This is a genomic window from Streptomyces sp. NBC_01439 (genome assembly GCF_036227605.1).
In the GTDB taxonomy this organism is placed as follows: domain Bacteria; phylum Actinomycetota; class Actinomycetes; order Streptomycetales; family Streptomycetaceae; genus Streptomyces.
Genome location: NZ_CP109487.1, coordinates 85,063 through 109,180, shown reverse-complemented (window position 1 = coordinate 109,180; position 24,118 = coordinate 85,063). Strand labels below are relative to the sequence as shown.

General features: G+C 68.5%; 28 protein-coding genes and 4 pseudogenes. 16 read left to right on the top strand and 16 right to left on the bottom strand.

From position 1 onward, the window contains the following. Window positions 1–152 precede the first annotated feature (152 nt). The gene (istB, locus tag OG207_RS00605) at window positions 153–923 is read left to right on the top strand and encodes an IS21-like element helper ATPase IstB (RefSeq protein WP_329094807.1); all 771 of its coding nucleotides are present in this window, start codon (window positions 153–155) and stop codon (window positions 921–923) included. Window positions 924–928: 5 nt separating this feature from the next. Here the strand turns inward: istB and OG207_RS00600 are convergent, their stop codons facing one another. Then, window positions 929–1,309, bottom strand: a complete 381-nt coding sequence (locus OG207_RS00600) for a CPCC family cysteine-rich protein (protein ID WP_329094805.1) — start codon at window positions 1,307–1,309, stop codon at window positions 929–931. Window positions 1,310–1,548: 239 nt separating this feature from the next. Continuing rightward, on the bottom strand, window positions 1,549–2,487 hold the full coding sequence (locus OG207_RS00595; protein ID WP_329094803.1) for a hypothetical protein: 939 nt from the start codon (window positions 2,485–2,487) through the stop codon (window positions 1,549–1,551). Window positions 2,488–2,869: 382 nt separating this feature from the next. Between OG207_RS00595 and OG207_RS00590 the strand changes: the two genes are divergently transcribed. The 10 genes and pseudogenes from OG207_RS00590 to OG207_RS43945 all read left to right on the top strand — a co-directional run bounded on the left by OG207_RS00590 (window position 2,870) and on the right by OG207_RS43945 (window position 8,722). Further along, window positions 2,870–3,379: a hypothetical protein gene (locus OG207_RS00590; RefSeq protein ID WP_329094802.1), complete on the top strand. Its 510-nt coding sequence runs from the start codon at window positions 2,870–2,872 to the stop codon at window positions 3,377–3,379. A gap of 338 nt (window positions 3,380–3,717) precedes the next feature. Next, window positions 3,718–4,017: a hypothetical protein gene (locus OG207_RS00585; RefSeq protein WP_329094800.1), complete on the top strand. Its 300-nt coding sequence runs from the start codon at window positions 3,718–3,720 to the stop codon at window positions 4,015–4,017. 236 nt (window positions 4,018–4,253) lie between these two features. Continuing rightward, entirely contained in the window at window positions 4,254–4,793 is a 540-nt protein-coding gene (locus OG207_RS00580; protein WP_329094798.1) for an O-methyltransferase, read from the top strand. Then, on the top strand, window positions 4,790–4,912 hold the full coding sequence (locus OG207_RS00575; protein ID WP_329094796.1) for a hypothetical protein: 123 nt from the start codon (window positions 4,790–4,792) through the stop codon (window positions 4,910–4,912). The genes OG207_RS00580 and OG207_RS00575 overlap by 4 nt, the downstream gene beginning before the upstream one ends. Before the next feature lie 40 nt (window positions 4,913–4,952). Continuing rightward, complete coding sequence (locus OG207_RS00570; RefSeq protein WP_329094795.1) at window positions 4,953–5,633, top strand: hypothetical protein; 681 nt, start codon at window positions 4,953–4,955, stop codon at window positions 5,631–5,633. Then, window positions 5,582–5,893, top strand: a pseudogene (locus OG207_RS43950) (LLM class flavin-dependent oxidoreductase); the annotation flags it as partial. The gene OG207_RS00570 and the pseudogene OG207_RS43950, both read left to right, overlap by 52 nt. After that, window positions 5,893–6,318, top strand: coding sequence for an LLM class flavin-dependent oxidoreductase (locus tag OG207_RS00560; RefSeq protein ID WP_329094792.1), 426 nt, complete (start codon window positions 5,893–5,895; stop codon window positions 6,316–6,318). The pseudogene OG207_RS43950 and the gene OG207_RS00560, both read left to right, overlap by 1 nt. Further along, window positions 6,309–6,758, top strand: a complete 450-nt coding sequence (locus tag OG207_RS00555; protein WP_443072628.1) for a hypothetical protein — start codon at window positions 6,309–6,311, stop codon at window positions 6,756–6,758. The genes OG207_RS00560 and OG207_RS00555 overlap by 10 nt, the downstream gene beginning before the upstream one ends. An 88-nt stretch (window positions 6,759–6,846) precedes the next feature. Next, window positions 6,847–7,161: pseudogene (locus OG207_RS00550) on the top strand (HAD family hydrolase); the annotation flags it as partial. Between the two features lie 622 nt (window positions 7,162–7,783). After that, window positions 7,784–8,722 (top strand): ISL3 family transposase, encoded by a 939-nt coding sequence (locus OG207_RS43945; protein ID WP_443072627.1) that lies wholly within the window; start codon window positions 7,784–7,786, stop codon window positions 8,720–8,722. Here the strand turns inward: OG207_RS43945 and OG207_RS00545 are convergent. The 3 genes and pseudogenes from OG207_RS00545 to OG207_RS00535 all read right to left on the bottom strand — a co-directional run bounded on the left by OG207_RS00545 (window position 8,660) and on the right by OG207_RS00535 (window position 10,752). Next, window positions 8,660–9,271 (bottom strand): hypothetical protein, encoded by a 612-nt coding sequence (locus tag OG207_RS00545; RefSeq protein WP_329094789.1) that lies wholly within the window; start codon window positions 9,269–9,271, stop codon window positions 8,660–8,662. The genes OG207_RS43945 and OG207_RS00545 overlap by 63 nt on opposite strands. Before the next feature lie 222 nt (window positions 9,272–9,493). Next, window positions 9,494–9,931: pseudogene (locus OG207_RS00540) on the bottom strand (site-specific integrase); the annotation flags it as partial. A 236-nt stretch (window positions 9,932–10,167) separates the two neighbouring features. After that, on the bottom strand, window positions 10,168–10,752 hold the full coding sequence (locus tag OG207_RS00535; RefSeq protein WP_329094788.1) for a TetR/AcrR family transcriptional regulator: 585 nt from the start codon (window positions 10,750–10,752) through the stop codon (window positions 10,168–10,170). A 70-nt stretch (window positions 10,753–10,822) separates the two neighbouring features. Here OG207_RS00535 and OG207_RS00530 point away from each other — a divergent pair, with 70 nt between their 5' ends. Continuing rightward, window positions 10,823–12,628 carry an ABC transporter ATP-binding protein gene (locus OG207_RS00530; RefSeq protein ID WP_329094787.1) on the top strand — a complete coding sequence of 602 codons (1,806 nt, stop codon included), beginning with the start codon at window positions 10,823–10,825 and terminating at the stop codon, window positions 12,626–12,628. Window positions 12,629–12,986: 358 nt separating this feature from the next. On the opposite strand, the pseudogene OG207_RS00525 reads toward OG207_RS00530, so the two are convergent. Beyond that, window positions 12,987–13,329: pseudogene (locus tag OG207_RS00525) on the bottom strand (transposase); the annotation flags it as partial. Between the two features lie 745 nt (window positions 13,330–14,074). Here OG207_RS00525 and OG207_RS00520 point away from each other — a divergent pair. Both OG207_RS00520 and OG207_RS00515 read left to right on the top strand, forming a co-directional pair. Then, window positions 14,075–14,764 (top strand): hypothetical protein, encoded by a 690-nt coding sequence (locus OG207_RS00520; protein ID WP_329094785.1) that lies wholly within the window; start codon window positions 14,075–14,077, stop codon window positions 14,762–14,764. A gap of 12 nt (window positions 14,765–14,776) precedes the next feature. Next, entirely contained in the window at window positions 14,777–14,917 is a 141-nt protein-coding gene (locus tag OG207_RS00515) for a hypothetical protein (protein ID WP_329094783.1), read from the top strand. Window positions 14,918–14,948: 31 nt separating this feature from the next. On the opposite strand, the gene OG207_RS00510 is transcribed toward OG207_RS00515, so the two are convergent. From OG207_RS00510 to OG207_RS00485, 6 genes are all read right to left on the bottom strand, one after another. Then, the gene (locus OG207_RS00510; protein ID WP_329094781.1) at window positions 14,949–15,890 is read right to left on the bottom strand and encodes a WD40 repeat domain-containing protein; all 942 of its coding nucleotides are present in this window, start codon (window positions 15,888–15,890) and stop codon (window positions 14,949–14,951) included. A gap of 344 nt (window positions 15,891–16,234) precedes the next feature. Beyond that, window positions 16,235–16,534 carry a hypothetical protein gene (locus OG207_RS00505; RefSeq protein WP_329094779.1) on the bottom strand — a complete coding sequence of 100 codons (300 nt, stop codon included), beginning with the start codon at window positions 16,532–16,534 and terminating at the stop codon, window positions 16,235–16,237. A 98-nt stretch (window positions 16,535–16,632) separates the two neighbouring features. Further along, window positions 16,633–16,980: a hypothetical protein gene (locus OG207_RS00500; RefSeq protein WP_329094777.1), complete on the bottom strand. Its 348-nt coding sequence runs from the start codon at window positions 16,978–16,980 to the stop codon at window positions 16,633–16,635. A gap of 235 nt (window positions 16,981–17,215) precedes the next feature. Continuing rightward, window positions 17,216–17,995, bottom strand: coding sequence for an AAA family ATPase (locus OG207_RS00495; protein WP_329094775.1), 780 nt, complete (start codon window positions 17,993–17,995; stop codon window positions 17,216–17,218). Window positions 17,996–18,130: 135 nt separating this feature from the next. After that, a complete protein-coding gene (locus OG207_RS00490) occupies window positions 18,131–19,081 on the bottom strand; it encodes a site-specific integrase (RefSeq protein ID WP_329094773.1) in 951 nt (316 codons plus the stop codon). A 25-nt stretch (window positions 19,082–19,106) separates the two neighbouring features. Then, window positions 19,107–19,394 carry a hypothetical protein gene (locus tag OG207_RS00485; RefSeq protein WP_329094772.1) on the bottom strand — a complete coding sequence of 96 codons (288 nt, stop codon included), beginning with the start codon at window positions 19,392–19,394 and terminating at the stop codon, window positions 19,107–19,109. A gap of 139 nt (window positions 19,395–19,533) precedes the next feature. Between OG207_RS00485 and OG207_RS00480 the strand changes: the two genes are divergently transcribed. Together OG207_RS00480 and OG207_RS00475 are read left to right on the top strand one after the other, a co-directional pair. After that, on the top strand, window positions 19,534–19,977 hold the full coding sequence (locus OG207_RS00480; protein ID WP_329094770.1) for a hypothetical protein: 444 nt from the start codon (window positions 19,534–19,536) through the stop codon (window positions 19,975–19,977). Between the two features lie 301 nt (window positions 19,978–20,278). Then, window positions 20,279–21,487: a DUF4241 domain-containing protein gene (locus OG207_RS00475; protein WP_329094768.1), complete on the top strand. Its 1,209-nt coding sequence runs from the start codon at window positions 20,279–20,281 to the stop codon at window positions 21,485–21,487. Window positions 21,488–21,542: 55 nt separating this feature from the next. On the opposite strand, the gene OG207_RS00470 is transcribed toward OG207_RS00475, so the two are convergent. The 4 genes from OG207_RS00470 to OG207_RS00455 form a co-directional block, all read right to left on the bottom strand. Next, a complete protein-coding gene (locus OG207_RS00470) occupies window positions 21,543–21,722 on the bottom strand; it encodes a hypothetical protein (protein ID WP_402697522.1) in 180 nt (59 codons plus the stop codon). Then, window positions 21,719–21,973, bottom strand: a complete 255-nt coding sequence (locus OG207_RS00465) for a hypothetical protein (protein WP_329094766.1) — start codon at window positions 21,971–21,973, stop codon at window positions 21,719–21,721. Before OG207_RS00465 ends, OG207_RS00470 begins: the two co-directional genes overlap by 4 nt. A gap of 354 nt (window positions 21,974–22,327) precedes the next feature. Further along, the gene (locus tag OG207_RS00460; protein WP_329094764.1) at window positions 22,328–23,407 is read right to left on the bottom strand and encodes a sensor histidine kinase; all 1,080 of its coding nucleotides are present in this window, start codon (window positions 23,405–23,407) and stop codon (window positions 22,328–22,330) included. After that, window positions 23,400–24,116 (bottom strand): response regulator transcription factor, encoded by a 717-nt coding sequence (locus OG207_RS00455; protein ID WP_329094762.1) that lies wholly within the window; start codon window positions 24,114–24,116, stop codon window positions 23,400–23,402. Before OG207_RS00455 ends, OG207_RS00460 begins: the two co-directional genes overlap by 8 nt. Window positions 24,117–24,118: the final 2 nt, after the last annotated feature.

Sequence of the window (24,118 nt, the reverse complement as noted above, 5' to 3'; positions counted from 1 at the left end):
GGGAACTCGGCGAGGAGTCGCTCTAGCTGACCGCTCTCCTGACCCCGGGCCGCGGCCGTCCGAGTCGAGGTCGGCCGCCGAACCCTGTCGGTCGATGACGAACTGACCGGAACGCGTCCCTTCATCACCCGCCCCACACCGGAGGAGCCCCGTTGAGTGAGATGGTCGGCACCCGCATTCGCACCGCGGCCGCCAAGCTTGGTCTGCCCGACCTGGCCGAGAGCCTGAAGCAGTGCGCCGGCCGGGCGGACGAGGCCAGGATGGGCTATCTCGACTTCCTCGACCTCGTCCTGGCCGAAGAACTCGCCGTCCGCGACGACCGCTGCTTCCGCCTGGGCATGCGGCTCTCCAAACTGCCGCACCACAAGACGCTCGACGAGTACGACTTCACCTTCCAGCCCGAACTCGACCCTCGCAAGATCAAAGACCTCGCCACCCTCGCTTTCGTCGAGGCCAAGGGCAACGCGGCCCTGCTGGGACTGCCCGGAGTCGGCAAGACGCACATCGCAGTCGCGCTGTCAGTCGCTGCCTGCCGGGCCGGTTTCTCCGTCTACGTCACCAGCCTCGACGACATGGTGCGACAGCTGAAGGCCGCCGAAACGGCCGGCCGGCTCAATGACAAGCTTCGTACTTACCTTCGGCCGGGCATTCTATTCGTTGACGAGGTCGGCTACCAGCCGTTGGAACGAGCCGAGGCCAACCTGGTCTTCCAGGTGATCTCAAAGCGCTACGAAAAGGGCTCGATCATCCTGACCTCACACAAGACCTTCAGTGAATGGGGGCAGGTGTTCGGTGACGAGGTTCTCGCCACCGCCATCATCGACCGACTCCTCCACCACTGCGACGTCGCATCCATCAACGGCCCCAGCTACCGCCTCAAGAACCTACTTGCTGCCATCGAACGGGACAACAACACGGCCTGAGCTGGTCAACCGCGTCGCCAGAACCCATTGTCCCGATACCGCCACCAGTACAACACCGTGTAATCGTCCGGCCAACCGGCGAGCAGGTTCCCCCGGGACTCGAACCGGTCCCTCGACAGATCGATGGGCCGCCAGTTTGGATCCAGCGGCTCATCACCATCAGACGGTCGCACATGCTCCAGGAATCGCTCCTCGCACACGCCAAGCGCGATGAACTCCTGCTGGGCGTCAAGCAACGACGACCTGTTGGCGCCGCCTACCATGTCTGGCCAGCGCAACTGCATGACGTCGTCCTCCCAGAAACAGGCAGGACAGATCTGATGCGAGCCAGGCCCGTCGTTCAGGGTCAGGTGGCCGCAGCAAACGCAGGGGTACCTCAGATGCATGCCTCCCATATTCGGAGACAGTCAGAGCGAAACCCAATGAGATTCCAGTAGGGCGCTCTCGCCCGACATCGCCGCAGACCTGCGGGGACCTGGGCACGTTCATCTGTACTTGGCCGAGTGCTCTGAGGTGCTCGGCCAAGTACAGCTCGACGTGCTCAGCTCGGACTCGTCCGGCGAACCGGCGTGGGGGACAGTTGAGGTCCCCGAGCACAGCCAGGGGAGGTGCTCCTCAGTTTCGTTCAGAAGGCGCTGTCCAGCGCCGCAGCCAGCGCCTTGTGCAGTTGCGCGTAGAGGGTGGCGAGGTGCCGCAGTTGCTCTGCTGCAGTCTGGTCGTCGCCGCGCACCAGCGGATACTGCAGGCCGCCCAGGATCCGGGCCTGGCGCTGCGCGATGGAGGCCGCGTGCGGCAGCCCCAGCTCTTTCAGGCACGTTGCCGCGTCGTTCAGACGTCGTGCTCCCACGCGGACGCCGAACGCGGTGAGCAGTGTGCGGATGCCGGGGGGTGTGCCCCGGGCGACCATGTCGGCGAGCGCCTCGACGGCGGCGGTTCCGCCCAGTGAGCCGGGAGGCATGGACAGGTCGTCACGGCCGGCCAGCCACCGCTCGGCTTGTGGAAGCGACTGTCGCAGCGCGTCAGTGGGAGTGAGCCGATGATGGCGCAGGAAGCCGGCCCGCAGTACGAACGGGGCATCGATGTAACTGATCGCCTTCGCCTCCCATGCGGAGAGGAAAGCCTGTGCGGGTAGCGTCGCGTAGGGGTGGCCGTGCGGGTCGTGGAGTTCGATGGTGTCCTGGTCCGCAGCGAGTACGACGACGTAGTGGTCGCCGCCGTCGGCGTTCGGTGTGCCGGGCTGGTACAGCAGCAGGCCCATGTCCACCGGCCCGACCAGGACCGGTCCGCGCGAGCAGGCGGTCCGCAGCCGGTTCAGTGCCTCGGCCGGCGTCCCGCCGTCGCTGCGCTCACAGGTCCAGCCCAGCAGCGCGATTGCCGCGTCGAGGCCGCTCTCGGGGTTCCAGCCGTAGGGGTCGAACAAGGGCAGGGAACCGGCGATGAGCTGGGCGCCGAACGGTGAGCCGGTCAACGTTTCGATGACTGCGGTGGAGGGAGACTCCCCACCCAGCATCATGGCCAGCGAGTTCGTGTAGCAGTACGGGCCGGAGCCGATGTAACCGAGCACAAGGGGCCCTTCGAAGAGACAGTGGTGATCTCCACCGGCGGATCGCCGAGCAGGTGGGACCAGCCAATCCCCTCACACACTGTCAGGGTCAACTCCCGCCCCGGCCTTCGCGCTGCGGCTGGCCCGCCACCACGAGGACAGGCAGCCACTACGAAAGCCCATCGGGGGTCCGTGCCTGGCCACTGATGTATCGGCCGTCGAGGCGCCGGTTTTAACTCGGTCGGCGTGCGGCGCGGTCGCGCCGGGCCATATGCCGGGCGACCGCAGCGAGGCCGGGGTTGTGGGTGCCTGGCTGGCGCGTCCTTGCTGGCCGAGGGCTGTGGAGGGACAGGACGAGGGGTTCTCGGGATCCGGCGCCCGGGCGAGGAGCCGGAGGCCTGTATTGATCACCACGGAGATCCAGCGCTGTGGAGCCACGCTCCTGGTCGGTGTCAGCGACGATCTCGACGCGGCGGCCGTGCCGATCCTCCAGCAGGCGCTGGATCAGGTCACGCAACTGCTCACGGCTTCGGAATATCCGGGACGGGAGCACCTGCTCGCCGCGCCGGACACCCGCGATTCCGTTGACGACGAACCTCACACCCTGCACGAGGTCCGCGCCCACGAGCACCACGGCGTCCGGCGCCACACGAGTCGCCGAGAGGACCGTCGCCACACCACCGATCCCCACCCCGACCAGCAGGTGCCGCAAGCCCTGCGGGTGCTCCCGGGCCACCGCGGCACGTGCGCGGTCCACCTGCGAGGCCATGGAGTCCCAGGGGTCGGTCGGCAGTCGGCGCTGCGGCCGGCCAGTCAGCCGCTCTCCGTGTCGAACCGGCACGCGGCGATTCCAGCGTCCCGCAGCGACCTGGCGAACACCGCTCCGCGGCGGTACTTCCCATGCCGGTCGTAGGTGAAGTCGGCCACAATGGTCGCCACGGTTCGCGGTGACTGCTCCAACAGAGCGCCCACGAAGCTGAGTTCGCCGTCCAGAAGAAGGCACGTCGGGCCGCTCATTTTCCCATCCCCATCATCGCGAAGGTGGCCCAGTGGAGCGATATCTGATTCCGGTCGCCAGCGGCGACCCGATCCTGGTGACGCGGCCGAATTCGGTCCGTCATGTCGTCATGTTCCTTCCGGCGCCCACGGAACCCCGCGGTGGCCGATCGGATCCTTCGCCCAATGGGCGGCTCCCTGGGCCGAGCACGGGGTCGCCAGCGTCGTGGCGGACCTGCCGGGGGAGGCGACAGCATGGTTGTCCCGCGCCCCGACGCATGGTTACGCCACGCCGAGGCGGTCCACGCGCAAGCCGCGATCCTGGCTGGCCGAAAGCCGCTGCATCTCTTCGCCCGCGGTGCCGCTGCCGCCTTGCTGCCCGCCGTGCGCGCATCAGGAGTCAGGATCGGATTCTCGCCACCGCTTCCCGAAGAATGCCGACGAGCCGCTGCGATGCTGGGGGACGAGGAGGCACCGGATGCCGATGTCCTGTCCTCGGTCATCGGACTTCAGGACATCGATCAGGAGCTTGACGGCGGTGTGAGCCCCTGCTGAACTGGGCCGCAGATCAACTCACCCAGGTGCGATGGGACCTTGAGCTCCACTCCGCGCACCGCCCACCGCGGGCGACCTCGGCCGTCACTTTCTCGGACGTGGCCCCCTGGCACGGCTGGAGATCACCAGGACAGGAATCGGGCACGTGCTGTCAGGGCTTTTCGACGAGCTGGCCGAGGTGACCAACTGGGAAGGCTGACGCCTATGCGGGCCTGGTCGGCTTACCGGATCTCGTGGTGGAGGCGGTCGGACCCGCCAAGAGCCTGGGATTTCCTTCCTCGTGCCGTCCGGAGCAGGGCCGTCTGCTGCACGCGCTGGCTGCCGGTGCGTTCGAGAGCATCGGGGAGACCGGAACCGGCTGCGGCGTCGGTCTGGCCTGGATGATCTCGGCCCGCCGTCCCGGCGTCCGGGTCGTCAGCGTCGAACGTGACGAACGACGGGTCGAGGAGGTGCGCAAGCTCTTCGCCGGCATTCCCGACGTGGAGATCATCTGCGGCGACTGGACCGCCATCTACGCACACGGTCCCTTCGGCCTTCTCGTGACCGACGGCGGCGGCAACGGGAAGAAGACACCGCCCGCCGACCCCGAGCGTCTGCTGCGGCCGGCGGGCACGATCGTCATCGACGACTTCACCCTCATGACCCAGTGGCCACCGTTGATGGGCGGCGAACCCGACTCCGCTCGCCTCGGTTGGCTCCAGCACACGGCTCTGCTGAGCAGCGAAGTCCGGCTGGCCAGTGATCTGTCGACGATCATTGCCACGAGGCGGCCGTGAACGACGTCAGCCGACTCGACATCGTCTCGGAGGTGGAGAAGGTCGCCGACGGGTGGGGGAACGTCACGGACGGCCTGTTTCTCCGCAGGGTCTCCGAGAACACCCCCGCCGACCGTTGACGGAGCGGCCGAGCGGATTGCCCAGGCTCTCGGGTACGTCATGAGCGAGGGCGAGATCCGCAGTCCGCAAGGAGTGTCCACGGGAATGTTCTCGCGGCGCCTGGCCCAGGTCCGTGTCGACCTCTCGGTGGCATCGGCCGCCGACCATAGTGCCGCGATCATCTGTCATGAACTCGCACACGCCCTGGATCCCGGCCCCTATGAGTTCGACCACCCCGGGACCAAGACGACCGCGGAGATCGTCCAGGCTCAGCACGCTCAGCTTGTGGCCTGCCTCAGCAGCCACGCGTTCAGCAGCGGGATCCTCGGTGTCGCCCCTGGCCCGGGGCAGACGGCCCTGGCGGAGTGTGTGTTCATGCCGCTGGAGCTGGACCACTTGGAGGCGTGCGACGGACTGTCCGGTCGGGACATCGGGCGTCGGGTGGAATTCACCGTCGGCGTCATGGCCGCGGCGATGACCGCGCCGGCGTGGTTCCGCGCGCCGGACCATGAAATCGCGGTGGACCGAGGGGCCGGTGTGATGTGGCTCGACGTCGGCCCTGCCGCGAGCGGCAAGCGCCCCCCTTCCGAAGCCGCCGCCGTCGCTGGGCTCCACTGCACACGAGCTCGCAGCCGTTTTGCCGACGATCCGCGCTTCACCAGTGATCTCGATACGGCTCGCCCTGTCCGATGGGTTTCCATGACCAGCCAATTCCGTCCGACAGAACCGGTTCGCCTCTAGAACCTTCTGCTGCCCTCTCCAGACGTCTCACACGTGGGTACGTGGCCCCCGAGGGAGACATGCCGACGCTGCATCACCAGCAGCGCACGATCGAGGAGGCCGAGGCCGCCGGGTTCCATGGCATGCTCGCGCCGACGGCGTACAGCAATTTCATCGACAACTGGGTGCAGCTCACGATGCTGCTGGCCCGTACCCACCGCATCGAGATGTTCGGCGCCATCCGCTTGAACCAGGTTCACCTGGCGCACTTCGCCAAACAATGCGCCTCGATCCTTCAGCTGGTCGGCCGCCGGCTCTCCCCGAACGTCGTACTCGGCGGCTGGGAGTCGACGACCGGATCATCAGAGCGGCGGAGACGGCCGAACGGCGGCTGGCCCGTGCCGAGGAGTGGCTCACCATTCTCAACGAGACGTGGGAGGGCTCGGGCATCACGCAGGACTACTCCCACAAGGGCGACTTCTACGACATCGAGGGGCTGCGCATCTACCCCGCGCTGGAGAAGCGGCCGGAGATCTTCCTGTCGGGCATGACCGACGAGGCGATCCGGTTGAGCGGCATGTTCGCCGACATACACACGTGCTGTGGGCCGAGAAGCCCGAGGACACACGGCGCAACATCGAGCGCGTCTGGGACATCAGCGCGGCGCACGGGCGTCGGGTCCGCATCGCTCTGCGGATGCACGTGATCGTCCGGGAGGAGGAGGAGGAGGAGGAGGAGGAGGAGGAGGAGGAGGAGGAGGCGTGGCGCGCTGCCGAGTACATCGCCGCGCGCATCGACCCCCAGGTCGCCGAGACGAGGGCAGCGCAGATCCGGGCCAGGGAAGCGACAGCCGTCGGGCCAGCTGACCCCGGCTCAGGACGAGACCAGAATCGGGCGCCACCTGTGGACCGGAACAGGCACCGCGCGCTTCGGGCATCGGTCTCCGTGGTCGGCGACGCCGAGCAGGTGACGGAGCAGCTCATGGAGTTCCGGCGCATGGGCGTGGACGACCTGATCCTTTCCGGATATCCGAAGGAACGCGAAGCCCGAAGGTTCGGGCAGCTCGTCACGCAGCGCCGGATGGACGCTGATCTGGAGTTCCGGCGAGACCATCAACTGTCATGCCGGAGCAGGCAGGACAGGTGAGCCGCACCTGCTCGACACAGCCGAGGAACGGAACGAAGCAGCGCTCATAAACGGTATTCCCGTGGGAGCGTCAGACGTACGTTCCGGACAAGGGCTGCGCGGAAGCCGCAGGCTGGGCATCCTGAGCAACAGCTTCGTCGGCGCCCGGGAGCGGGAGACGACGCTGTACCACTTCGACGAACTGGTTGAGCAGATCATCTACTCGCACGAGATCGGCATCGAGAAGCCTGACCTGCGGGCCTTCGAGGCCGCATACGCCAGTTTGGACGTGCGGCCGGAAAACTGCCTGTTCATCGACGATGTCGCAGTCACCGTTGCGACCGCCCAGGCAGCGGGCATGCAGGCGCATCTGTTCAAAAACAACGCCCGGACCATCACGCACATCACGGCTCATCTGGATGCCCGATCCTTGGCCCCGGAGTGGGTTCCGCTCGGATCACGTCGGCCTGGCCCCGCAATTCGAACGACACCGTGTCCCTCCGCGACCACTCCTCAAGATCTGTGCCAGAACCGAGTGGGGTTCTGGCTCACATTCCGTGGAGCATGCACTCTGAGTGACGGTTGTCGGGCGAGCGGGCTCTGGGAGAGTTGCCCGGAACTGACCCGTACCGGGTGCAGCGTGGCAGACAGTTCGGCTCGTGGAAGAAATGGTTCGCGGGCTGGAGAAGTTGCTGTTCCCGTCGATTACCCGACCTGGCGGTGCTGTCCGTCGCCGTGAACGACGAGGCCGTACGCGTAGAGGCCCGAAGCACGGTGGCTGGGGCCGATTGTCCTGGCTGCGGGATCTGGTCGCGGCGGATTCGCAGCTCCTACCTGCGGTTTCCCGCTGATGTGCCCAGTGGGGCAGGCAGGTGGCCCTCTGTCTACGCGTCCGCGGGCTCCTGTGCCCGGTCAATTCCTGCGGGCGCCGGACCTTCGCCGAGCAGAGCCCGCGGCTGACCCGTCGATACGTTCGGCGGACCGAGCGCCTGCGGTCGACGCTGGCCGCGGTCGGCCTCGCACTCGCCGGTCGGGCCGGTGCCCGCATGGCGAGGGTCTTCGGTATGTCCATCAGCCGCAGCACAGTGCTGCGGCTGGTAGAAGCCTTGCCCGATCCGGACGTTCCCGCCCCGCGCGCCGTCGGCGTCGATGAGTACGCGACCCGCGAAGGCCGCCACTACGGGACCGTCTTGGTCGACGTCGAGAGCCGGCGTCCGGTGGACCTGCTGCCCGATCGGGAAGCCTCCAGCCTGGCCGCTTGGCTCGCGAAGCGGTCAGGGATCGAAGTGGTCCGCCGCGACCGCGCACCGTTCTTCGCCGAAGGGGCCACCGCCGGGGCACCCCAGGTGGTGCAGGTGGTAGACAGGTGGCACCTCTGGCACAACCTGAGGGGACACCGCTTCGCTGACCGCACCCGTGCCAATCACGCGCCCGTCCACGAACTGCTGGCCGTCGGGCTCAGCCGTCGGGCGATCGGCCGCCAGCTCCGGATGACCTCCCGCACCGTCAAGCTCCTCGCAGACGCAGCCACCCCCCGGAGGACCTGTTCCAGGGGCATTGGCAGGGCCGGCCGTCCAAACTCGACGCCTTCAAGCCCTACCTGGATGAACGCTGGAACCAAGGCTGTACGAGCGCCTGGAGGGTGTGGGAGGAGATCGTGCCGCTCGGCTATCAGGGCAGCTACCAGAGGGTTCGCGCCCATTTCCGGGAGAAGCGCCTCTCGCCTGGCGGCCCCGTCACGGCTCGGCCACCGTCACCCCGGGTCGTCGCCGGACGCATCGACCGCGACCACGATGCAGTCATCGCCGGCCTCGCCCTGCCCTGGAGCTCCGATGTCGTCGAAGGCCACGTCAACCGGATCAAGATGCCCAAACGCCAGATGTTTTGGCCGCGTTGGCTTCGGCCTCCTGCGAAAACGAGTCCTACTCGCGGAGCGGCTCCGCAGCCTCTGCGCGAAGATCGCGAATCGGAAACATCGTGGGTGAGGGATGTTCCTTGCACATTTTCCCGTGCAGCTCTTCGGGCCGCAGCGCCCAGGCGATGGCCTCGCCCGGACCACAGAATGAAGGATCGAGGTGGAACGTGGTCCGGGTCCCGAAGGGTTCCGGCGCTATGAATTCCTCACGGGGGCCAATCGGGTCCATCCCGACGAGCTCCTGGCGATGGCCGTGGCCACCCAGCCATGCCTCGATGACCGTGCGGACGCTGAGTGCGGCAGCTGCGGAGGGAGCCCAACGCTGCGTGTCGAACGTGTCGAGCAGGGAACCGAAGAATCCCGGCAGAAGCATCTCCGTCGCATCGGCACCGGGGCGCTGATCGCTCTCCACTGTGAAGCTGAGGTCAGACCCTATCTCGACACTGATCTGCCCATGCCTGCCGTCGCGACGGTGCAGCGCGTCCCAGGCCACCGCCCGCACGACCTCGGTGGGAAGCTCGGGGCTGCCCCGCTCAACCAGAAAGTACAGCTCTGGGGCGCGCCGCACGTGCTCCACGAAGTCAGCCACCCGAAGCGGCTCGACGGTGAACTTCTCCACTAGCCCTCCCCATCTCTGCACATTTCAGCCAGCCACAGCCGATCATGGCACCCGCCATCGGCAAGCACCACGCTTCCCGTTTGCCCAGTAGCCGTGACGGGTTGTCACCAATCGCGGAATGTGTGCCAGAACCGGTTCTCGTGAACACTGCGAGGCACTCCTTGGCCGGGTGCGCCTCCCCAACCGATCTCGAATTGCTGCTCCTTCTCGTGGACAGAGCCACTTGGCCATCAGCATCAGCTCGGGCGTGCCCCGCTCGCCGAGGTGGGTCAGGGGGGAGTGCCGGTACTCGTGCAGGTCCCAGCCGGTGCCCGGCCCGGCGTACGCGGTGTGCTGGTCGAGCAGCGCGCGGGCCTGGCCGTAGGACAGGCGGGCCAGCCCCGTGTCCGGGCAGACGTCCCTGGCGGAGAACGCCTTCCCCGGGCCGGGACGGCGTCGGGTGACGAATACCGGGCCGCGGGTGCGGCCCTGGAGCAGGCGGGGCACCAGCCGGGCGGTGCCCGCGTCCCGGAACACCGTCTCCAGCACGTAGTCGGCGCGACTCGCGCCACGCCGGCGGACCTTCGGCTGGGCGGCCTTGGCCTTCCCCGGGCAGCGGCGCCCGGCCAGGTCCAGGTCCAGGTCCTCGATGTTGACGTCCAGGATCTCCTCGGAGCGGGCGCGCTTTGTTGAGGCTCTCGGGGTGGTCTTCGTCCAGACGAAGGGTCGTTCCATTCGGCGAGCCAGGCCCGGATGTCGCGGCCTCGACGACTACAAGGTCCCTCACCGTCCTGCGGGCCCGCAAGCTCGGTGCTGGGAAAGCGGAAACGGATCCTCCGGCCTCTTTCCTCTCACCCTCCCCGAACTCCGACGGCTGATCCACCGCTGACCAGTACCCGTCGACTACGTCCTGTGATTCAAGAAGCCGCCATGGCCTTCCGCAAGGTGTGGAGGCACGAGGAGAGTGCCGTGTGGCGGGGCGTGCCGTAGTCGCGTGCCTGCATCCAGGCCGCGTACAGCAGGGACCACAGCACGTTCTGCAGCCACTCGGCGTCAGCCTCGGCGTCCACCGTGCCTTCGGCCTGGCCGCGTTCGATGAGGCGGACCAGGGCGCGGTCGGAGTTGGTCTCCTCCTCGAAGCCCGCCCAGGTCAGGAACTGCGGCACGTCGAACAGCAGCATGAGGCGGTCGCCGAGCTCGAAGTACTCCAGGCAGAGCCGCTCCAGCGCCTCTGGGGCCGGGTCGTCCTCCACCCGCGCGCGTGCGGTCGCCTCTTGCAGTCGTTCCCGTACGTCCGCCCCGAGCGCCGCCACGAGGTCCGAGCGTTCGGCGAAGTAGCGGTGGACGGTCGTCCGGCCCACGCCGGCGGCTTCGGCCACGTCCGCGAGCGACGCCCCGTGATGGGCCGACAGGACGGTGACGGCGGCGTCCAGGATCGCGCGTCGCGTGCGTGCGCGGGTGGTGGTCTCGGTGGTCGCCGTCGCGATGTGGTCATGCTCCATGGGCGTACGGTAGCGCGCCCACAATGAAACTCACTTGACCATAATGGAACATTGATGTTCCATTTTCGGCATGGCTGACTCGACACCCCCGCCCCGTGCCGCATTCGACGCGCCCCGGCTGCGCGTCCTCTGGTCCTTCGCCCGCCCGCACCGCCACACGCTGGCCGTGGGGCTGGTCCTAGCCCTGGCCGGCTCCGCCCTCGGCCTGGCCACGCCCATGATCACCAAGTGGGTGCTGGACGCCCTCAATGACTCCGCCTCGCTCACGGGCCCCGTGGCCGCGCTGTTAGTCCTCCTCGTCGTCGGCGCCGCCGTGTCGTACCGGCAGTGGTGCATGCTCGGCACGGTGGGCGAACGGGTCGTGCTGGAGGCGCGCGAGTCGATGGTGCGACGGTTCCTGCACGCCACCGTGCCCGCCCTCACCCGGCGCCCGACCGGTGAGCTCGTCACCCGCGTGACCTCGGACACCGTCCTGCTCCGCGAGGCCACCGCCCAGTCGTTCGTCGGCCTGGTCAACGGCTCCGTCATGCTCGTGGGAAGCCTGGCCCTGATGGGCGTGCTCGACTTGGTGCTGCTCGGCACGACCATCGCCGCCGTGGCCGTTACCGCCACCCTCTTCGCGCTGCTCATGCCGGGCATCGGCCAGGCGCAGCAGCGCTCCCAGGAGCACATAGGCCGGCTCGGCGGACTCCTGGAGGGCACGCTGCGCGCGATCCGCACCGTGAAGGTGAGCCGCGCCGAGGAGCGGGCCGCCGAACGGATCGTGGCCGATGCCCGGGCCGCGGCGGACTACGGCATCCGGGCGGTCCGTCAGGAGGCCCTGGCCTGGACGGTCGCCGGGTCCGGCATCCAACTGGCCATCATCGCGATCCTGGGCGTCGGAGCCTGGCGGGTTGGCGAGGGGAGCCTGGAGGTCTCCAGCCTGATCGCCTTCCTGTTGTACGCGTTCACGCTGATGGAGCCGGTCAGCACGCTCAGCCAGAACGTGACCTCCCTCCAGGCCGGGATGGCCGCGGCCGAACGCATCCGGCAGACGGCCGACTTGACGGCGGAAGGTGACGACACGGCGCCGGAGCCGGACGACGAGAGGACCGCCGCCGCGGCGGATTCCGGCGCCCCGCAGGAGGTGCCCGTGCTCGAACTGCGCGGTGTCAGCGCCGCGTACGGCCCCGAGGCCGCCCATGCCGTCACCGACGTACGGCTGGCCGTCCCCCGGCGCGGTCACACCGCGATCGTCGGGCCGTCGGGCGCCGGCAAGACCACCTTGTTCTCGCTCGTCCTGCGGTTCCTGGAGCCCGTCGACGGCGAACTGCTCCTGAACGGAAGGCCGTACCGCGACTACAGTCACTCCGAGGTACGGGCGCGGCTGGCCTACGTGGAACAGGACACCCCGGTCGTGCCCGGCACCCTCCGAGACAACCTGCTGCTCGCCCGGCCGGACGCCACCGAGGAGGAACTGCGCCATGTGCTGCGGGACGTGCGGCTGACTGAGAAGGTCGACGCGCTCGAAGCGGGTCTGGACAGTTCGTTGTCGTCGGCGCACGTGTCGGGGGGCGAACGCCAGCGCATCGCGCTCGCGCGCGCCCTGCTGCGCACTCCAGAGGTCCTGCTGCTGGACGAGGCAACCGCGCAGCTGGACGGGCTGACGGAGGCCGCGGTGCAGGACTGCATCCGGCGACGGGCGGCGACGGGCGCGGTGGTGACGGTCGCGCATCGCCTCTCGACGGTGGTCGATGCCGACCTGATCGTGGTCATGGAAGCGGGCCGGATCCGCGCCCGCGGCACCCATGAGGAGCTGCTGGAGACGGACCCTCTCTACCGCGAACTGGTGGCAGCCCTGCGCCTGGCCACCACCACCAGAGCGGAGGTGGCGTGAGGGGTTCGCTCGCGCGGGGGCAGGCCACGATGGCGCTTGCACGCAGCAGGGCGACAACGCGCTGGTGGAGCACCGTCCCAACGGCGCTGTTGGGCGGTGTTCGGGCCGTGGCCGTCCAGGGTTCGGAAGAGGTCGTTGTGGTTGGTGATGGCGCGGGGTACCAGCTGTAGGGGGTGGCGGCGTGAGAGGTGGTCCATCCGCTGGTCGAAGTCGAGCTGCTGCAGCAGGCTCTTGTCGAGCACCGCGGTTGCCTGATCGAAATCCTTGACGACTTCGGGATGCGGTGAGCTCTCCAATGGGAACCGGCGGGAGGCCGACGTCTTGGCCGGCAACTTTGACGGAGAACAGAACCGGCTCGTCATCCACCGATCGGCCTGACGAATCCCTCGGATGCCTTGGCTCGGCGCCGGATCCAGATGAGTGGCAGCAAGCTGGAGTGCGGCCCGGTAAACGATGGTGAGCTCGTCCGTCCGCACTGCCAGGCCGCGCCATTGCTTGAGTCGGGCGAGGCACCGCTCGACGGTATTGCGCTCTTCGTATGTCTCGGTGTCGAAGCCGGGCGGGCGGCCTCCGGCGCGGCCCCGCCGCAGCCGGTGTCCGATCTGGTCGACAGGCTGCGGGACGGCTGCACGGATGCCGCGTCGACGGAGGTGCCCGCGGATCGCGCGGGAATGGTAGGCACGATCCGCGTCGGCGATCTCCGCGTTCCGTACGAGCTTGCTCACCGCCTTCGGCATCCCGCGATGCCCCGGCCCGCCGGGCACCGGATGTGCTTGCTCACCCGGTCGATAGCAGACTGGAGCGGCTGCCCGTCCAGTACCAGGTCGCCCCTCGCTCCGCAGGCCGCGCACCGGGGGCTGGTGACGGGGAGGGGGCTTCATCCGGTACGGCGGCCACTCGGTTTCCACGGCGCGCCCAACGACGTTGATCCGGGCCGGGAACGCGAGCGCCACGGGTGACCGCAGACGCTCCGGATACAGGGCTGGGGCCATGGCCAGCCCGCGCCGATACGGCGTGAGTGGGTGAGGCCGGTGCTCAGAGCGCTCCGGGGACATCAGTAGCACCGGGCCGCCCGATACCTCACCGACCGCTGAGCGGTTCGTGTCCTGACTTCGGCCCGCGAAGACCGGAGTGACGCGATGGGGCGAGCGGCTTGCTCGCCCGTTCCGGGGACTTCACTTTGGCACCGCCCGAGCCCGCGCGGCGACCGATGCGCTACCGCCGGAGGAGGAGTCCCATGAGGAGCCTCTCCATGACATGGAGTCACGTTTACGCAGGACAAGGCGTCGCAGGGTCTCGGTTCGATGCAGGTTCGTAATCACCATCCTCTGCAACCGTCCGTCCGCCCCGCGGGTCAACCAGTACATGCTCTCTCCACAAGTCCTCAGTAAAGGTGACCAGTTCACGGTCCTACGGCCCGACCGACTGACGACGACGGAGGGGCGGGTGAAGACGCACATCCCGCTGGCCGCCGTCCAGGAGGTCCGCCCGGACGGCGACAAGGCCCTGCAGATCGTTCTGACCGATGGGGTGACCCGGCGACTGCAGGGCGGCAACGAATACGCCACCTCGGCCTTCCTCACCGCCTTGATCGCCGCCCTGCCCGCCCGGCGTGACCCGGCCGGGAGCGCCCTCATAACGACCGAGGAGGGCGGGGCCGTAATCAAGATTTGGCAGGTGTGGACCGGTGGCGCGGCCTTCCTCGCGGTCTTCGTGGGCTACGTCTGGTGGACCGGTTCCACCTACGGCGACGGGATGGGGATGGCCGCATTCGTCGGGGCGCCTGCGGTCATCTTCGGCGGGCTCTTCACCTTCGTCGCCATCAGCAGCGCCAAGGACCGGGTGGTCCTCCGCCGGCGCGGCATCACCGTCGCAGCCGCCCGGCACTACCACCCGAACGGCAAACGGGCGAGCTGGTACGCGTTCACTGACATCAGCGGCAACGAACACACCACCAGTTACGGGTCCGGCCGCGTCACGGAGGAGATACACGTCGTCTACGACCCGGAGAACACCCGGCTCAACGCCGCTGTGGAGCCCCTCTTCACCACTGTCCTGAAGCATCTTCTCGGCGGGGGCGTCTCGCTGACGATCCTCGCGTTGGGGCTTTGGGGAGTCCTCGCCCCGTACATCTGACAGACGCCGCCCGTGGAAGGAGGGAAGCCGGCGAACGCAAACCTGCGCTTCCTCCCGCTCCCGCTGCTCGTACTGCACGACGGCCGCCTCCGCCGCCCCACCGTCCACCCCCCCACCACCTACGCCGGGCGTCTCTTCGACGTCTCCTGCTGACCCCTGCCGGGGACGATGAGGGGCGGCCGGCTCACCTGGCGCCGAGCAGACCCGCCCGGTCCCGCAGCCCGAGCGTGTCGAGCCGCCACAGGCGTACGGTCTCGTCCTGCGACGCCGTGGCCAACGTACGCCCGTCGGGGGTGAAGCGGGCCACGGCGTCATCGCTCGCACTCAGCGACGAGTCGGGCTCGGCGTCGGCCGGCGGGCTGCCGATCCTGCGGCCGTTGGCCGTGTCACACAGCTGGAGGTCGGAATAGCTGCGGGTCACCGCCTTGCTCCCGTCCGGACTGAGCAGGACGGTGCTCATGCCGTCATCACCGGTCTCCAGAGTGCTCTTGATCCGGCCGTCACGGGTGTCCCACACCTCCACCTGCTTCCTGTCCTTCGTGACCACCGCCAGGACGCGCGAGTCGCCGCTGAAGAAGGCGTCGGCCTCGTGCACGGATCCGTCGCCGCCGCTCGGGCGGCCGTCGGACACCTGCCACAGCTGCATCCGGGAGTTCTGTTTCATGGTGGCCACGAAGCGTCCGTCGGGACTGAGGACGGCGGACGACACCCACTGCGCGCTGGGGCCGGTCAGTCGGCGGACCGCCTGCCGGTCCACTGCGTTGCGGACGGCCACACCGTCGCTCTCCCTCCCGATGACGAGCAGGCTCGTTCCGCCGTCCGCCACTCCTATGTGAAAGGTGTGGTCTCCGCCGAGGGGTTCGGTCAGCGGGTCCCCGACGCCGGGCTTCCACAACTGGATGTAGGTCGAGGGTCGCTCGACGGTTCCCGTCCGTCCCCTGGTGACGAGAGCGCGCCCCTGGTCTGCGAAGACCACCTCGTCGAGCACCCCGGGGGCCGTCATACGTGCGAGGCGGTGCCCGTCGTCGACGCTCCACGTCTCCACGAACGAGGTGTCGCTGCTGAAGAAGGGCCACAGCGAGCCGCCCTGCCCGACGGCCAGGGTCCGGCCGTCGGGGCTGAACACCAGGCGTTCGGCTCCCTCGTGGAATTCACTGAGTACGGCAGTGGACGTGTCCGTCGGGCGGCCAGCGAACGGCGTCGCCAGTGCCACTACCGCGAGCGCCGAACAGGGCCGGTCAGCGGATCCTTCCGGGTGGCGACGAGCTGCCGGTGCAGGGCGACCGCGTGAACCGCCCAGCCGGTCAGCGGCACGGCGGCGGTCGCCAGTAAGAGGGTGCGCCGGCCGAACCGGCTTCGAGCGCGCAGGAGGGACGACATACTTGGGTTCTCCGTCTCGTCTCGTACGGGATGGATGGGCCCGGGGCAGCCGACAAAGCCGCCAAGCAGAGCGGCTGTCCCGGGGCGGAGCTACAGCGCGAAGTCAGCGCGGGTGGTCCAGCTGACGGGGTTGTTCCCGAGGCCGGCCCTCGCGGCGGGCCACTCCATCTGCCAGCCAGGCCGAAGCCCGGCCACTCCCCACTGGTCCGGCTGACTGTCAGGGATCTCGCGTCCGGCCGTGTGCGCGGCGAGCGCGGCGTCGTACACCTCGTGGGCGCGGCGCAGGGCTGCGGCGGGGGAGTCGGTGACGCCGGTGAAGACGTGCACGCCATGCCGGTCGGGGTGGTTGGAGTCGGGTATCGGGACGTCTACCTCGTAGGTGCGCAGCATGACGTCCAGCTCCTCTCTGTGCTCGGTGGTGAGGGACCACCGCGACCGCCCCGGCCTCCGTCGAACGGAGCCGGGGCGGCACGGAGGACCATCACCCGCTACGGCACAGCCGGCTCCTCAGTGGGGACCTCGTAGACGTCGATGACGTCCTCGCCGCCGAACCAGGTGCCGGGGGCGTGGCGGATCCAGACGATGCGCAACGGGGAGCCGTCGCGGGCGGCGACGTCGTACTCGTGCACCAGATGCTTCTTGAAGGCGGAGCGAACGGCCGGGGCCACGGCCCGGGCGGGCATCCGGGACGGGAACGGCAGGAAGCGGGCGCCGTTGACGGTGGTGTACTGCAGGGCCTGGCGCGGCCAGAGGCAGGCGGCGTTCATCGCGCCGTGCTCGCGCGGGGCCTGAGTGTGGGCGGCGTAGTACGCGAGGGCGGTCTCGGACACGGGCATGAGCGGGTCTCCTTCGGCGTGCCGGGCAAGGCCAGAAGTCGAGCTGGACCGTGATGCGACGACGGCGGTCGCCGTAGTCGCGGCGGGGGTCGTGGACGGTGCGGCAGTGCGCGGCGAGGCCCGCCGTACCGCCCTGGACCGGAGTGCGGCACTCGCGGCAGCCGTTCAACACTCGTCCCCGGCCGGGAGGCCGGCCGGGGTGAGCGGGTGCGGGTGGGGCCGTCGGCGGCGCGGCTCACGCGCGCACCCCGTTCGCATGCTGCGCCTGGATGTCGGCGCGGCCCTCGGGGTCGTCGTCCCAGCCCCGGTAGCGGTCTTCGGCCTCCTGGTCGCCGTCGCCGTGGATAGTGCAGACGATGTCCGGGTCGTTTTCCATGGCGCCGGTCAGCGCCTTGTGCAGGTCGGTGACCGAGTGGATGGGCGCCCACGCCTGCCCGGAGCATTCCGGGTCGAGGGGGCAGGGCAACACCACGCCGAAGCCGAAGCCGAAGCCGAAGCCGAAGCCGAAGCCGCAGCCGCCCTCGCCCTCGCCGTCGTCGCGGAGCGCCGGGGTGAAGGACTGCTGCCCGAGGCGGATCTCCGCGACTCGGTCCCGGCCGGTCCCCAGGTCCGAGGCCGGCCGCCACTGCCACAGCGGCAGGATCTCCGGGCCGAAGAAGCGGCGGGCCAGCCACAGGTCGCCCAGGCCGTCGTTGCCGTCGCGCCCGAGGTCGGCCTCCCGGGCCTGCGAGAGCCGTCCGAGGAACGGCTCCAGGCGGTCCAGGGTGTCGGCGAAGACGACCGTGTTGAACCCTTCGGCCGCGAGGCGCTGGTGCGAGTGGACCATGGCCTGGTGCTGGGAGCGGACGACGTCCTCGGGCACGCGCCGGTTGTCCGGCCGCGGGCCCTGTCGCTCCAGGCACAGGTCCAGGGGCGTGGCGACGACGACGGCGACAGTCGGCATGCCGTGCCGCTTCGCCGCCGTCACCAGCTTCACCCTGATGGGCTGTTCGACGTTGGTGGCGTTCCCTGTCAAGTTGCTGTGTGCAGGGATGCACGGGAAAATCCGTTGGCTGTCGGTGTTCCCTGCTGGAACGATCCTGGAATGACCGACCACCGTGACGCCGTCCTCCGCCTGTGGGGTCGCCAGCTCTATGAGCGTCAGGGCGATTCACTCGCCTGGGCGGAGGCGGTCCTGGAGGCCAGCGGCCGCGCGCCGACCGCCGTCACCGCGGCGATGTCCGGCCGACTCGACGCCCTCGCTGATTCCCCATCGGACCCGGCATGGCTCCTGTTCCGTACGGTCGCCAAGCTGGCCGCGAACCTGCGGGGCAACGGCCTCTACGACGCGGATGTTGGTACCCGAATCGGCCCACTGGCCCTGCGGTTTCTGCTGATCGGTCGTCCGGGCTGGCCGCCGGGGAAGAGCCATGGAGACGGAGCCAGGGCGCCGATGGTCGCGTGCCCCTTGCGGTTCGCGTCGACAGCGCAGGCCGGAGCCGAGCAGGAGTTGGACGAAGCCGGTGTTGCGCAGCTCGGTCCTGGACTTCCAACCGGGCGCGGACGAGCCGGTGCCGGTGTGGCCGCGCAGCCCGATGTCCGACCACAGTCCCCAGGTCCGCGGTGTCAGCAACAGTACGGTGGAGTTGTGGGAATCCGCTGCCCGGTCCTCGCGCCGTCCCGCGTCCACCGGCAGTGGCTCGACCCTCGCCCACCGGAACAGCTTGGTGAACGCGGCCGCCTCGCGGTTCCACCTGGTCCCGCCGACCCGCTGCGGGTTCTCCATGGACCTGCACCGCCAGTCCCGGTAGTCCGCCAGATCACTTCTACAGGCCCTCCGCCACGGCACTCCACGCGAGGACAGAAACGACAGGAGCGGCCGGATGTCCGTTGCATAGTTCCGCTTCGTCTCCCGCTCCAGGTACCGGAACGGGCCAGACAGGACAAACTCCAGGAGCTCGGGGTCCACCGTGCCGTCCGGTGCAACGAACACCGGGTCGCCGGGTCGAAGGCCGATCCGGGCTACCGCCGCCGGCAGGTCCCGAACCCCGAGGACGCCCTCCACAGGGAGGGCGCCCCACCGGTCCAGATCGGGAACCCACACCACTTGCCACTCGGTCACCCGAAGCCTCCCCTGACGCTTGAACTCAACAAATCATCAGGGAAGTGGCGTCGATGACCGTGTTGAGCTTGCGGGCCATCCGGCGCTCCAGGATCAGCTTCAGGACGTCGGCGGCATCGGCCGTGGCGCCCTGTTCGCCGGGGTCGTCTTCCCTGTTGGATCGGCGTGTTGAAGCGGATCGAGCAGGGGTGGCTGCGTGCTGGGGTGGCGTACGTTCTGGATACCGACGGACCGCCAGGTGTCCGCGGATCGGGTGCCTGTTCTGAGTGGGCGGGAGGACCTGGGGACTCGTGAAGATCGCGTTGGGATTCATCCTGGGGATCCGATTCTCCTTTCGCCGGACTGGCAGGTCGATGAGGTACTGAGCCGTATCTGTGTCGGTCGTCGTTCGCCCGTCTCGCGCAGGAGACGAAGCGGAACTACACGGACGACTACTGCCTGTTCTTCGAGGCATGGGCATCGGCCCAGTCCGCCTCCCAGATCACCGGCCTCACCACCCCGAGCGTTCGAACGGCGCGCTGACGATCGTTGCCCTCGCGTTCGAAGCCGGTGTCCCGCGCAACGCTCTCACTCAGCGGTACACCGACCTGAAGAACATGTTCTACGACAGAGTGCGGGCCCGCGGCGGCACCCCGGACAGCGAACAACGCATGCGCAAGCAGATCCGCCGACTCAAGGAACTCCGGGCAGCCGACGCCGAAGAAATCGCGCAGCTGAAGACCGACGTAGAGGCACTGGTCGGCGCCTTGCACCAGTCAATGACGGAGCACCGGTTGCTGCACCAGCAGCTCGCCGACCGCATCGGCGTAGTCCGCACACTGCCGACGCCCCCCTCGCAGACAGGTCACACCCACTGTGGTCCAGGGCAACCAACGGAATTCGTTGACCAGCCGTAACATCCTTCCGCCGGGTTGGATTCCCGCGCAGGAGTGCCCACGCTCTCGCCCCTGCGAGTCGCCGCTGACCTGAAGACCCCCGATCCCCGATGGGGGCCGCCGAACCGACCGTGTTTCGTCACCTGGAGCGGCATGTTCCTTCGGTAACCCCAGGTTGCAGGCCTCCCACAACCTCTGTGTCATACCTCAGTGGCAAACTGCGGCACGACGAAGTTTTCGGAAGGGCAGGGCGTCGCGGCAGGGGTCACCCGTCGAACGCACTGCTCGGGGGTGGCTGGTGCCACGGGGGAGATGTTCGGCTGTGATCTTCGACAGTCTTGATGTGTCGTACGGCGAGATGTGGGGTTCCTATCGGGGAATGACCCATCGGAGCCCGATGTCACGCGGGCTCGCGGCACGCAAGCATGCGGCCGGGAAGGATTACGCGGTTCTGCTGTCCGCGCGGGAGCAACCGCTGGCACTGGTCGAATACTGGCCGGGGCGGATGTGGCGTGTGTATCTGTTCGACGACAGGTCTTGGTGCGTGCAGATGATCGACCTCAAGCCCCACGGCACGGGGATGTTGCTGGCCCAGCAGAACACCCGATGGCAGTTTCCCAACGATCAGGCGCACTTGTACGGGAAGTGGGATGTTCAAGAGACCACCACCGTCTCAGCCGACGGACAGATCGAGGTGAAGTCCGAGTTCGCCGGACCGCGGGGCGGATCGCCGGAGTCATCGCACGATGGAGCATCCGGCCCGTCGAGCGTCCCCGAACGGCGGTTCGCGACGCCCGTCGAAGACTTCCTTTGTCCCGCACCGGAATTCGGCGACTGGCAACTGTTCGCTCCGCTCCTCACCCAGCAGGGCCACGAGTTCGCCACGACCGTAGTCCTCAACGACAGGTCAGTAGACGAAGGATCGGGACCCCTGCGCGCCACCGGAATTGAGCAACTGTTCAATCCGGGTGTGTGCGACACCCGGGAAGGGCCGGCCGTCGTCGAGCCCATTGACGCTGGCATGCTGCGGATCACCTCAGGGCAGCTGGCGGTCTCGGACCCAGGCTGGATCAGCAACCTGCGGACCGTCGGAGTGCCGCTAGGCGACTTTCCGGTCACACTGTCGCTTTTGCGCACGAAACACGGGGCGGATGTCGCTGCGGCCAGGGTGACGTTCCTGGAAGTCCCTCCCCATAAGTGGGAAATGACCCTCCGGCCCGACGAGGACCTGGAGCTGCTCGGCGAGGGCCAGTTCTACGGGGTTGGCGTGGATACCGGCACAGCGGCTTTCATGGATGCGACGCGGACCGTGACCGAAGACCAGCTGGACGACGAGATTTTCATACCCCTCGACAGCGACAGCCATTTCAGCGTCGAACTGCCCGGCACAGAGCCCGAGCCGAATCTCATTGCCTTCCGTGCTGGCCAAGGCGACGGCGCCTACCCCGTCTGGACCGGCCGCACCGAAGACGGACAGGTTAGTTGCGTCGTCGTCGACTTCCAGCTCCAATGCGCCGCCGGAACAGAGTAAGGATCGCCGACCACCTGCACGAGGCCGCACCGGCCGGTCAGCTGGGCGGACTGCGTCAGTTCAACACGCTGAACTTGACAGAGAAGTCGTCGCTGACCGTGCCGCGCAGGGTGTCGAGGGAGAGGAGCTGGGAGGCCGGCCAGGTGCGGGCCAGGGTCGACTCGCCCGCGTCGGAGGCCCCGATCAGCACGACGAGCGCGTCCTCGGGCAAGTTCGGGTACAGCACCGAGGTCATGCGAGGTCTCCTTGCGGGTCGAGGGAGCGGGCGGCCCAGGTCAGGCGCTGCCCGGCGTGGTCGGTGAGCAGGGCGGCGGCCTCGTGCAGGGGGCAGGAGGCGTCGTCGGCTTTGCCGTGGGCACGGGCTTCGGCGAGTTTGGCGAAGGCGAGGACCCGGGGAGCGGCCTGGTGTTTGCCTTGTTCGTAGGCGCCTTCGGCCATGTCGATGGCCTCGTTGACGTGTCCCTGGAGGTAGGCGTGCAGGCTCATGGTGGCCAGGACGTACGAGCCGGCCTGGACGTCTCCGCCGTTGCGGGCAAGTCGGAGGGCTTGGATGAAGTGCTGCTGAGCGAGGCCGTGGTGTTCCCAGTCAAGTTCTCCTGTTCAGCGGCGTGGGACCTTCGGCGGGTTTGCAGTCTTGGTGCAACAGGTGGCCTATTCCATGGCGGGCTACCGCGCCACCGTGCAAGCATCCCGCTCATGCTGACCTTCGATGTCGTTGGCGGGCACGAGGCCGCCGACAGCGCTTCGACTCCGGGCGTTCGCTCTGGAGGTCGACGCTGGCGCTCGGCCTGATCGCCATGAACGGCGCCGGCCCGAACGGGCCCACTCGGGGAACGCTGCCTACGGCGTGCTGGGGAGCCGGACCGTGACGAGGAGGCCGCCGGCGGGGCTGGGGACGAGGTCGAGGGTCCCGTCGTGGGCGCGGACGATGCTGTGCACGATGGCCAGGCCGAGGCCGACGCCGGCGTGCTCGTCGGTGCGTACGCGTTCCGTCCCGCGCCGGAAGGGTTCGATGAGGGTCGGTACCAGTTCCGGTGGGAGCCGGCGGCCCGTGTTCTCGACCCGCAGCACGCTCGTGTCGCCGTGCGCCTCGGTGTGGACCGCCACGGTGCCGTCGGTGGGGAGGTTGTGGACGATGGCGTTCTGGAGGAGGTTCGTCACCATCCGCGACAGGAGCTCGGTGGAGCCGCTGGTCGGGGCCGGCCCGCCGGTGACGTCCAGCGCGATCCGGCGCTGTTCGGCCAGGGGAAGCAGCGTTTCGGCGGCTTCTTCGGCTATGAGGGAGAGGTCGGGGCTCTCGCGGGTGAAGTTTCCGCAGTCGCCGCGGCTGAGCAGCAGGAGAGCCTCGGTGAGGTCGGCCGCCCGCTGATTGACCGCGTAGAGGCGTTCGATGAGTTCGTCCCGTTCCCGCGTGGGGTCCTTGCGGGCGACGTCGAGGAGCGTCCGCGAGATCGCCAGCGGGGTGCGCAGTTCGTGGGAGGCGTTCGCAGCGAATCGCTGCTGCTCTGCGACGTGGGACTCGAGTTGTTCGAGCATCGAGTCGAACGCGTCGGAGAGTTCACGGAATTCGTCCTGGCGGCCCTTCATGCGGATCCGGTGGGACAGCGACCCGTTCTCGGTCATCCGGGCTGCATCCGTGATCTGTGTGAGTGGTGCGAGCATCCGGCCGGCGAGGATCCATCCCCCGACGAGCCCGAACACGAACAGGAAGACCATCGCCGCGGCCGCGGCGGGGACGAAGACTTGCAGGAGGACGTAGCGGTTGGGTGCGACCCTGAGAAGACCCACCTCGCTGTCCGGTACGTAGCGCAGTAGGAACACCCACACCACGGCGAGCAGGAGAACGCCGGCGAGCAGAACGAATCCGGCATAGCTGAGGGTGAGTTTCAGTCGGGCGCTGATCCCTCGGCGTCTATGCATGCGTACTGCCGGGGGCGGCGACGTCGCGGTCCCGGGCTACGATCTTCATGCCGGTGTCGATCCGGTAGCCGACGCCGGGCACCGTGGCGATGATCCATGGTTCACCGAGCCGTTTGCGCAGCGCGGAGACCGTGATACGCACGGCGTTGGTGAAGGGGTTGGTGTTCTCGTCCCAGGCCCGTTCCAGCAGGTCTTCGGCCCTGACGACCCCGCCCTCGGCGGCGACGAGGACTTCCAGCACCGCGAACTGCTTGCGGGTGAGAGCGACGTAGCGTTCGTCGCGGAAGACCTCCCGGCGGAACGGGTCGAGCCGCAGGCCCGCGATCTCGCGCACCGGAGGCCGGGCGTACCCGCGTCTGCGGTCCAGCGCCCTCAGCCGCAGGACGAGCTCGCGCAGCTCGAACGGTTTGGTGAGGTAGTCGTCGGCGCCGAGCTCGAAACCGGACGCCTTGTCGTCGATCCGGTCGGCAGCGGTGAGCATGAGGATCGGGATGCCGCTGCCGGAGGCGACGATGCGCCGGGCGACCTCATCGCCGGAGGGTCCGGGGATGTCACGGTCGAGGACCGCGAGGTCGTAGGAGTTGACGCTGAGCAATTCCAGGGCCGTGTCGCCGTCGCCGGCGATGTCGGCGGCAATCGCCTCCAGCCGCAGACCGTCACGGACCGCCTCGGCCAGGTAGGGCTCGTCCTCCACGATCAGTACGCGCATGC

Excerpts from the sequence above, each read along its gene's own strand:
- OG207_RS00600 (WP_329094805.1), bottom strand. The coding sequence starts at position 1,309 with ATGCATCTGAGGTACCCCTGCGTTTGCTGCGGCCACCTGACCCTGAAC.
- OG207_RS00465 (WP_329094766.1), bottom strand. The coding sequence starts at position 21,973 with ATGAGCCTGCACGCCTACCTCCAGGGACACGTCAACGAGGCCATCGAC.
- OG207_RS00460 (WP_329094764.1), bottom strand. The coding sequence starts at position 23,407 with ATGCATAGACGCCGAGGGATCAGCGCCCGACTGAAACTCACCCTCAGC.
- OG207_RS00555 (WP_443072628.1), top strand. The coding sequence starts at position 6,309 with ATGCACGTGATCGTCCGGGAGGAGGAGGAGGAGGAGGAGGAGGAGGAG.
- OG207_RS00585 (WP_329094800.1), top strand. The coding sequence starts at position 3,718 with ATGGTTGTCCCGCGCCCCGACGCATGGTTACGCCACGCCGAGGCGGTC.
- OG207_RS00470 (WP_402697522.1), bottom strand. The coding sequence starts at position 21,722 with ATGACCTCGGTGCTGTACCCGAACTTGCCCGAGGACGCGCTCGTCGTG.
- OG207_RS00500 (WP_329094777.1), bottom strand. The coding sequence starts at position 16,980 with ATGCCCGTGTCCGAGACCGCCCTCGCGTACTACGCCGCCCACACTCAG.
- OG207_RS00485 (WP_329094772.1), bottom strand. The coding sequence starts at position 19,394 with ATGAATCCCAACGCGATCTTCACGAGTCCCCAGGTCCTCCCGCCCACT.
- OG207_RS43945 (WP_443072627.1), top strand. The coding sequence starts at position 7,784 with ATGGCGAGGGTCTTCGGTATGTCCATCAGCCGCAGCACAGTGCTGCGG.
- OG207_RS00530 (WP_329094787.1), top strand. The coding sequence starts at position 10,823 with ATGGCTGACTCGACACCCCCGCCCCGTGCCGCATTCGACGCGCCCCGG.
- OG207_RS00505 (WP_329094779.1), bottom strand. The coding sequence starts at position 16,534 with ATGCTGCGCACCTACGAGGTAGACGTCCCGATACCCGACTCCAACCAC.
- OG207_RS00535 (WP_329094788.1), bottom strand. The coding sequence starts at position 10,752 with ATGGAGCATGACCACATCGCGACGGCGACCACCGAGACCACCACCCGC.
- OG207_RS00560 (WP_329094792.1), top strand. The coding sequence starts at position 5,893 with ATGCGCCTCGATCCTTCAGCTGGTCGGCCGCCGGCTCTCCCCGAACGT.
- OG207_RS00570 (WP_329094795.1), top strand. The coding sequence starts at position 4,953 with ATGAGCGAGGGCGAGATCCGCAGTCCGCAAGGAGTGTCCACGGGAATG.
- OG207_RS00455 (WP_329094762.1), bottom strand. The coding sequence starts at position 24,116 with ATGCGCGTACTGATCGTGGAGGACGAGCCCTACCTGGCCGAGGCGGTC.
- OG207_RS00480 (WP_329094770.1), top strand. The coding sequence starts at position 19,534 with ATGGGCATCGGCCCAGTCCGCCTCCCAGATCACCGGCCTCACCACCCC.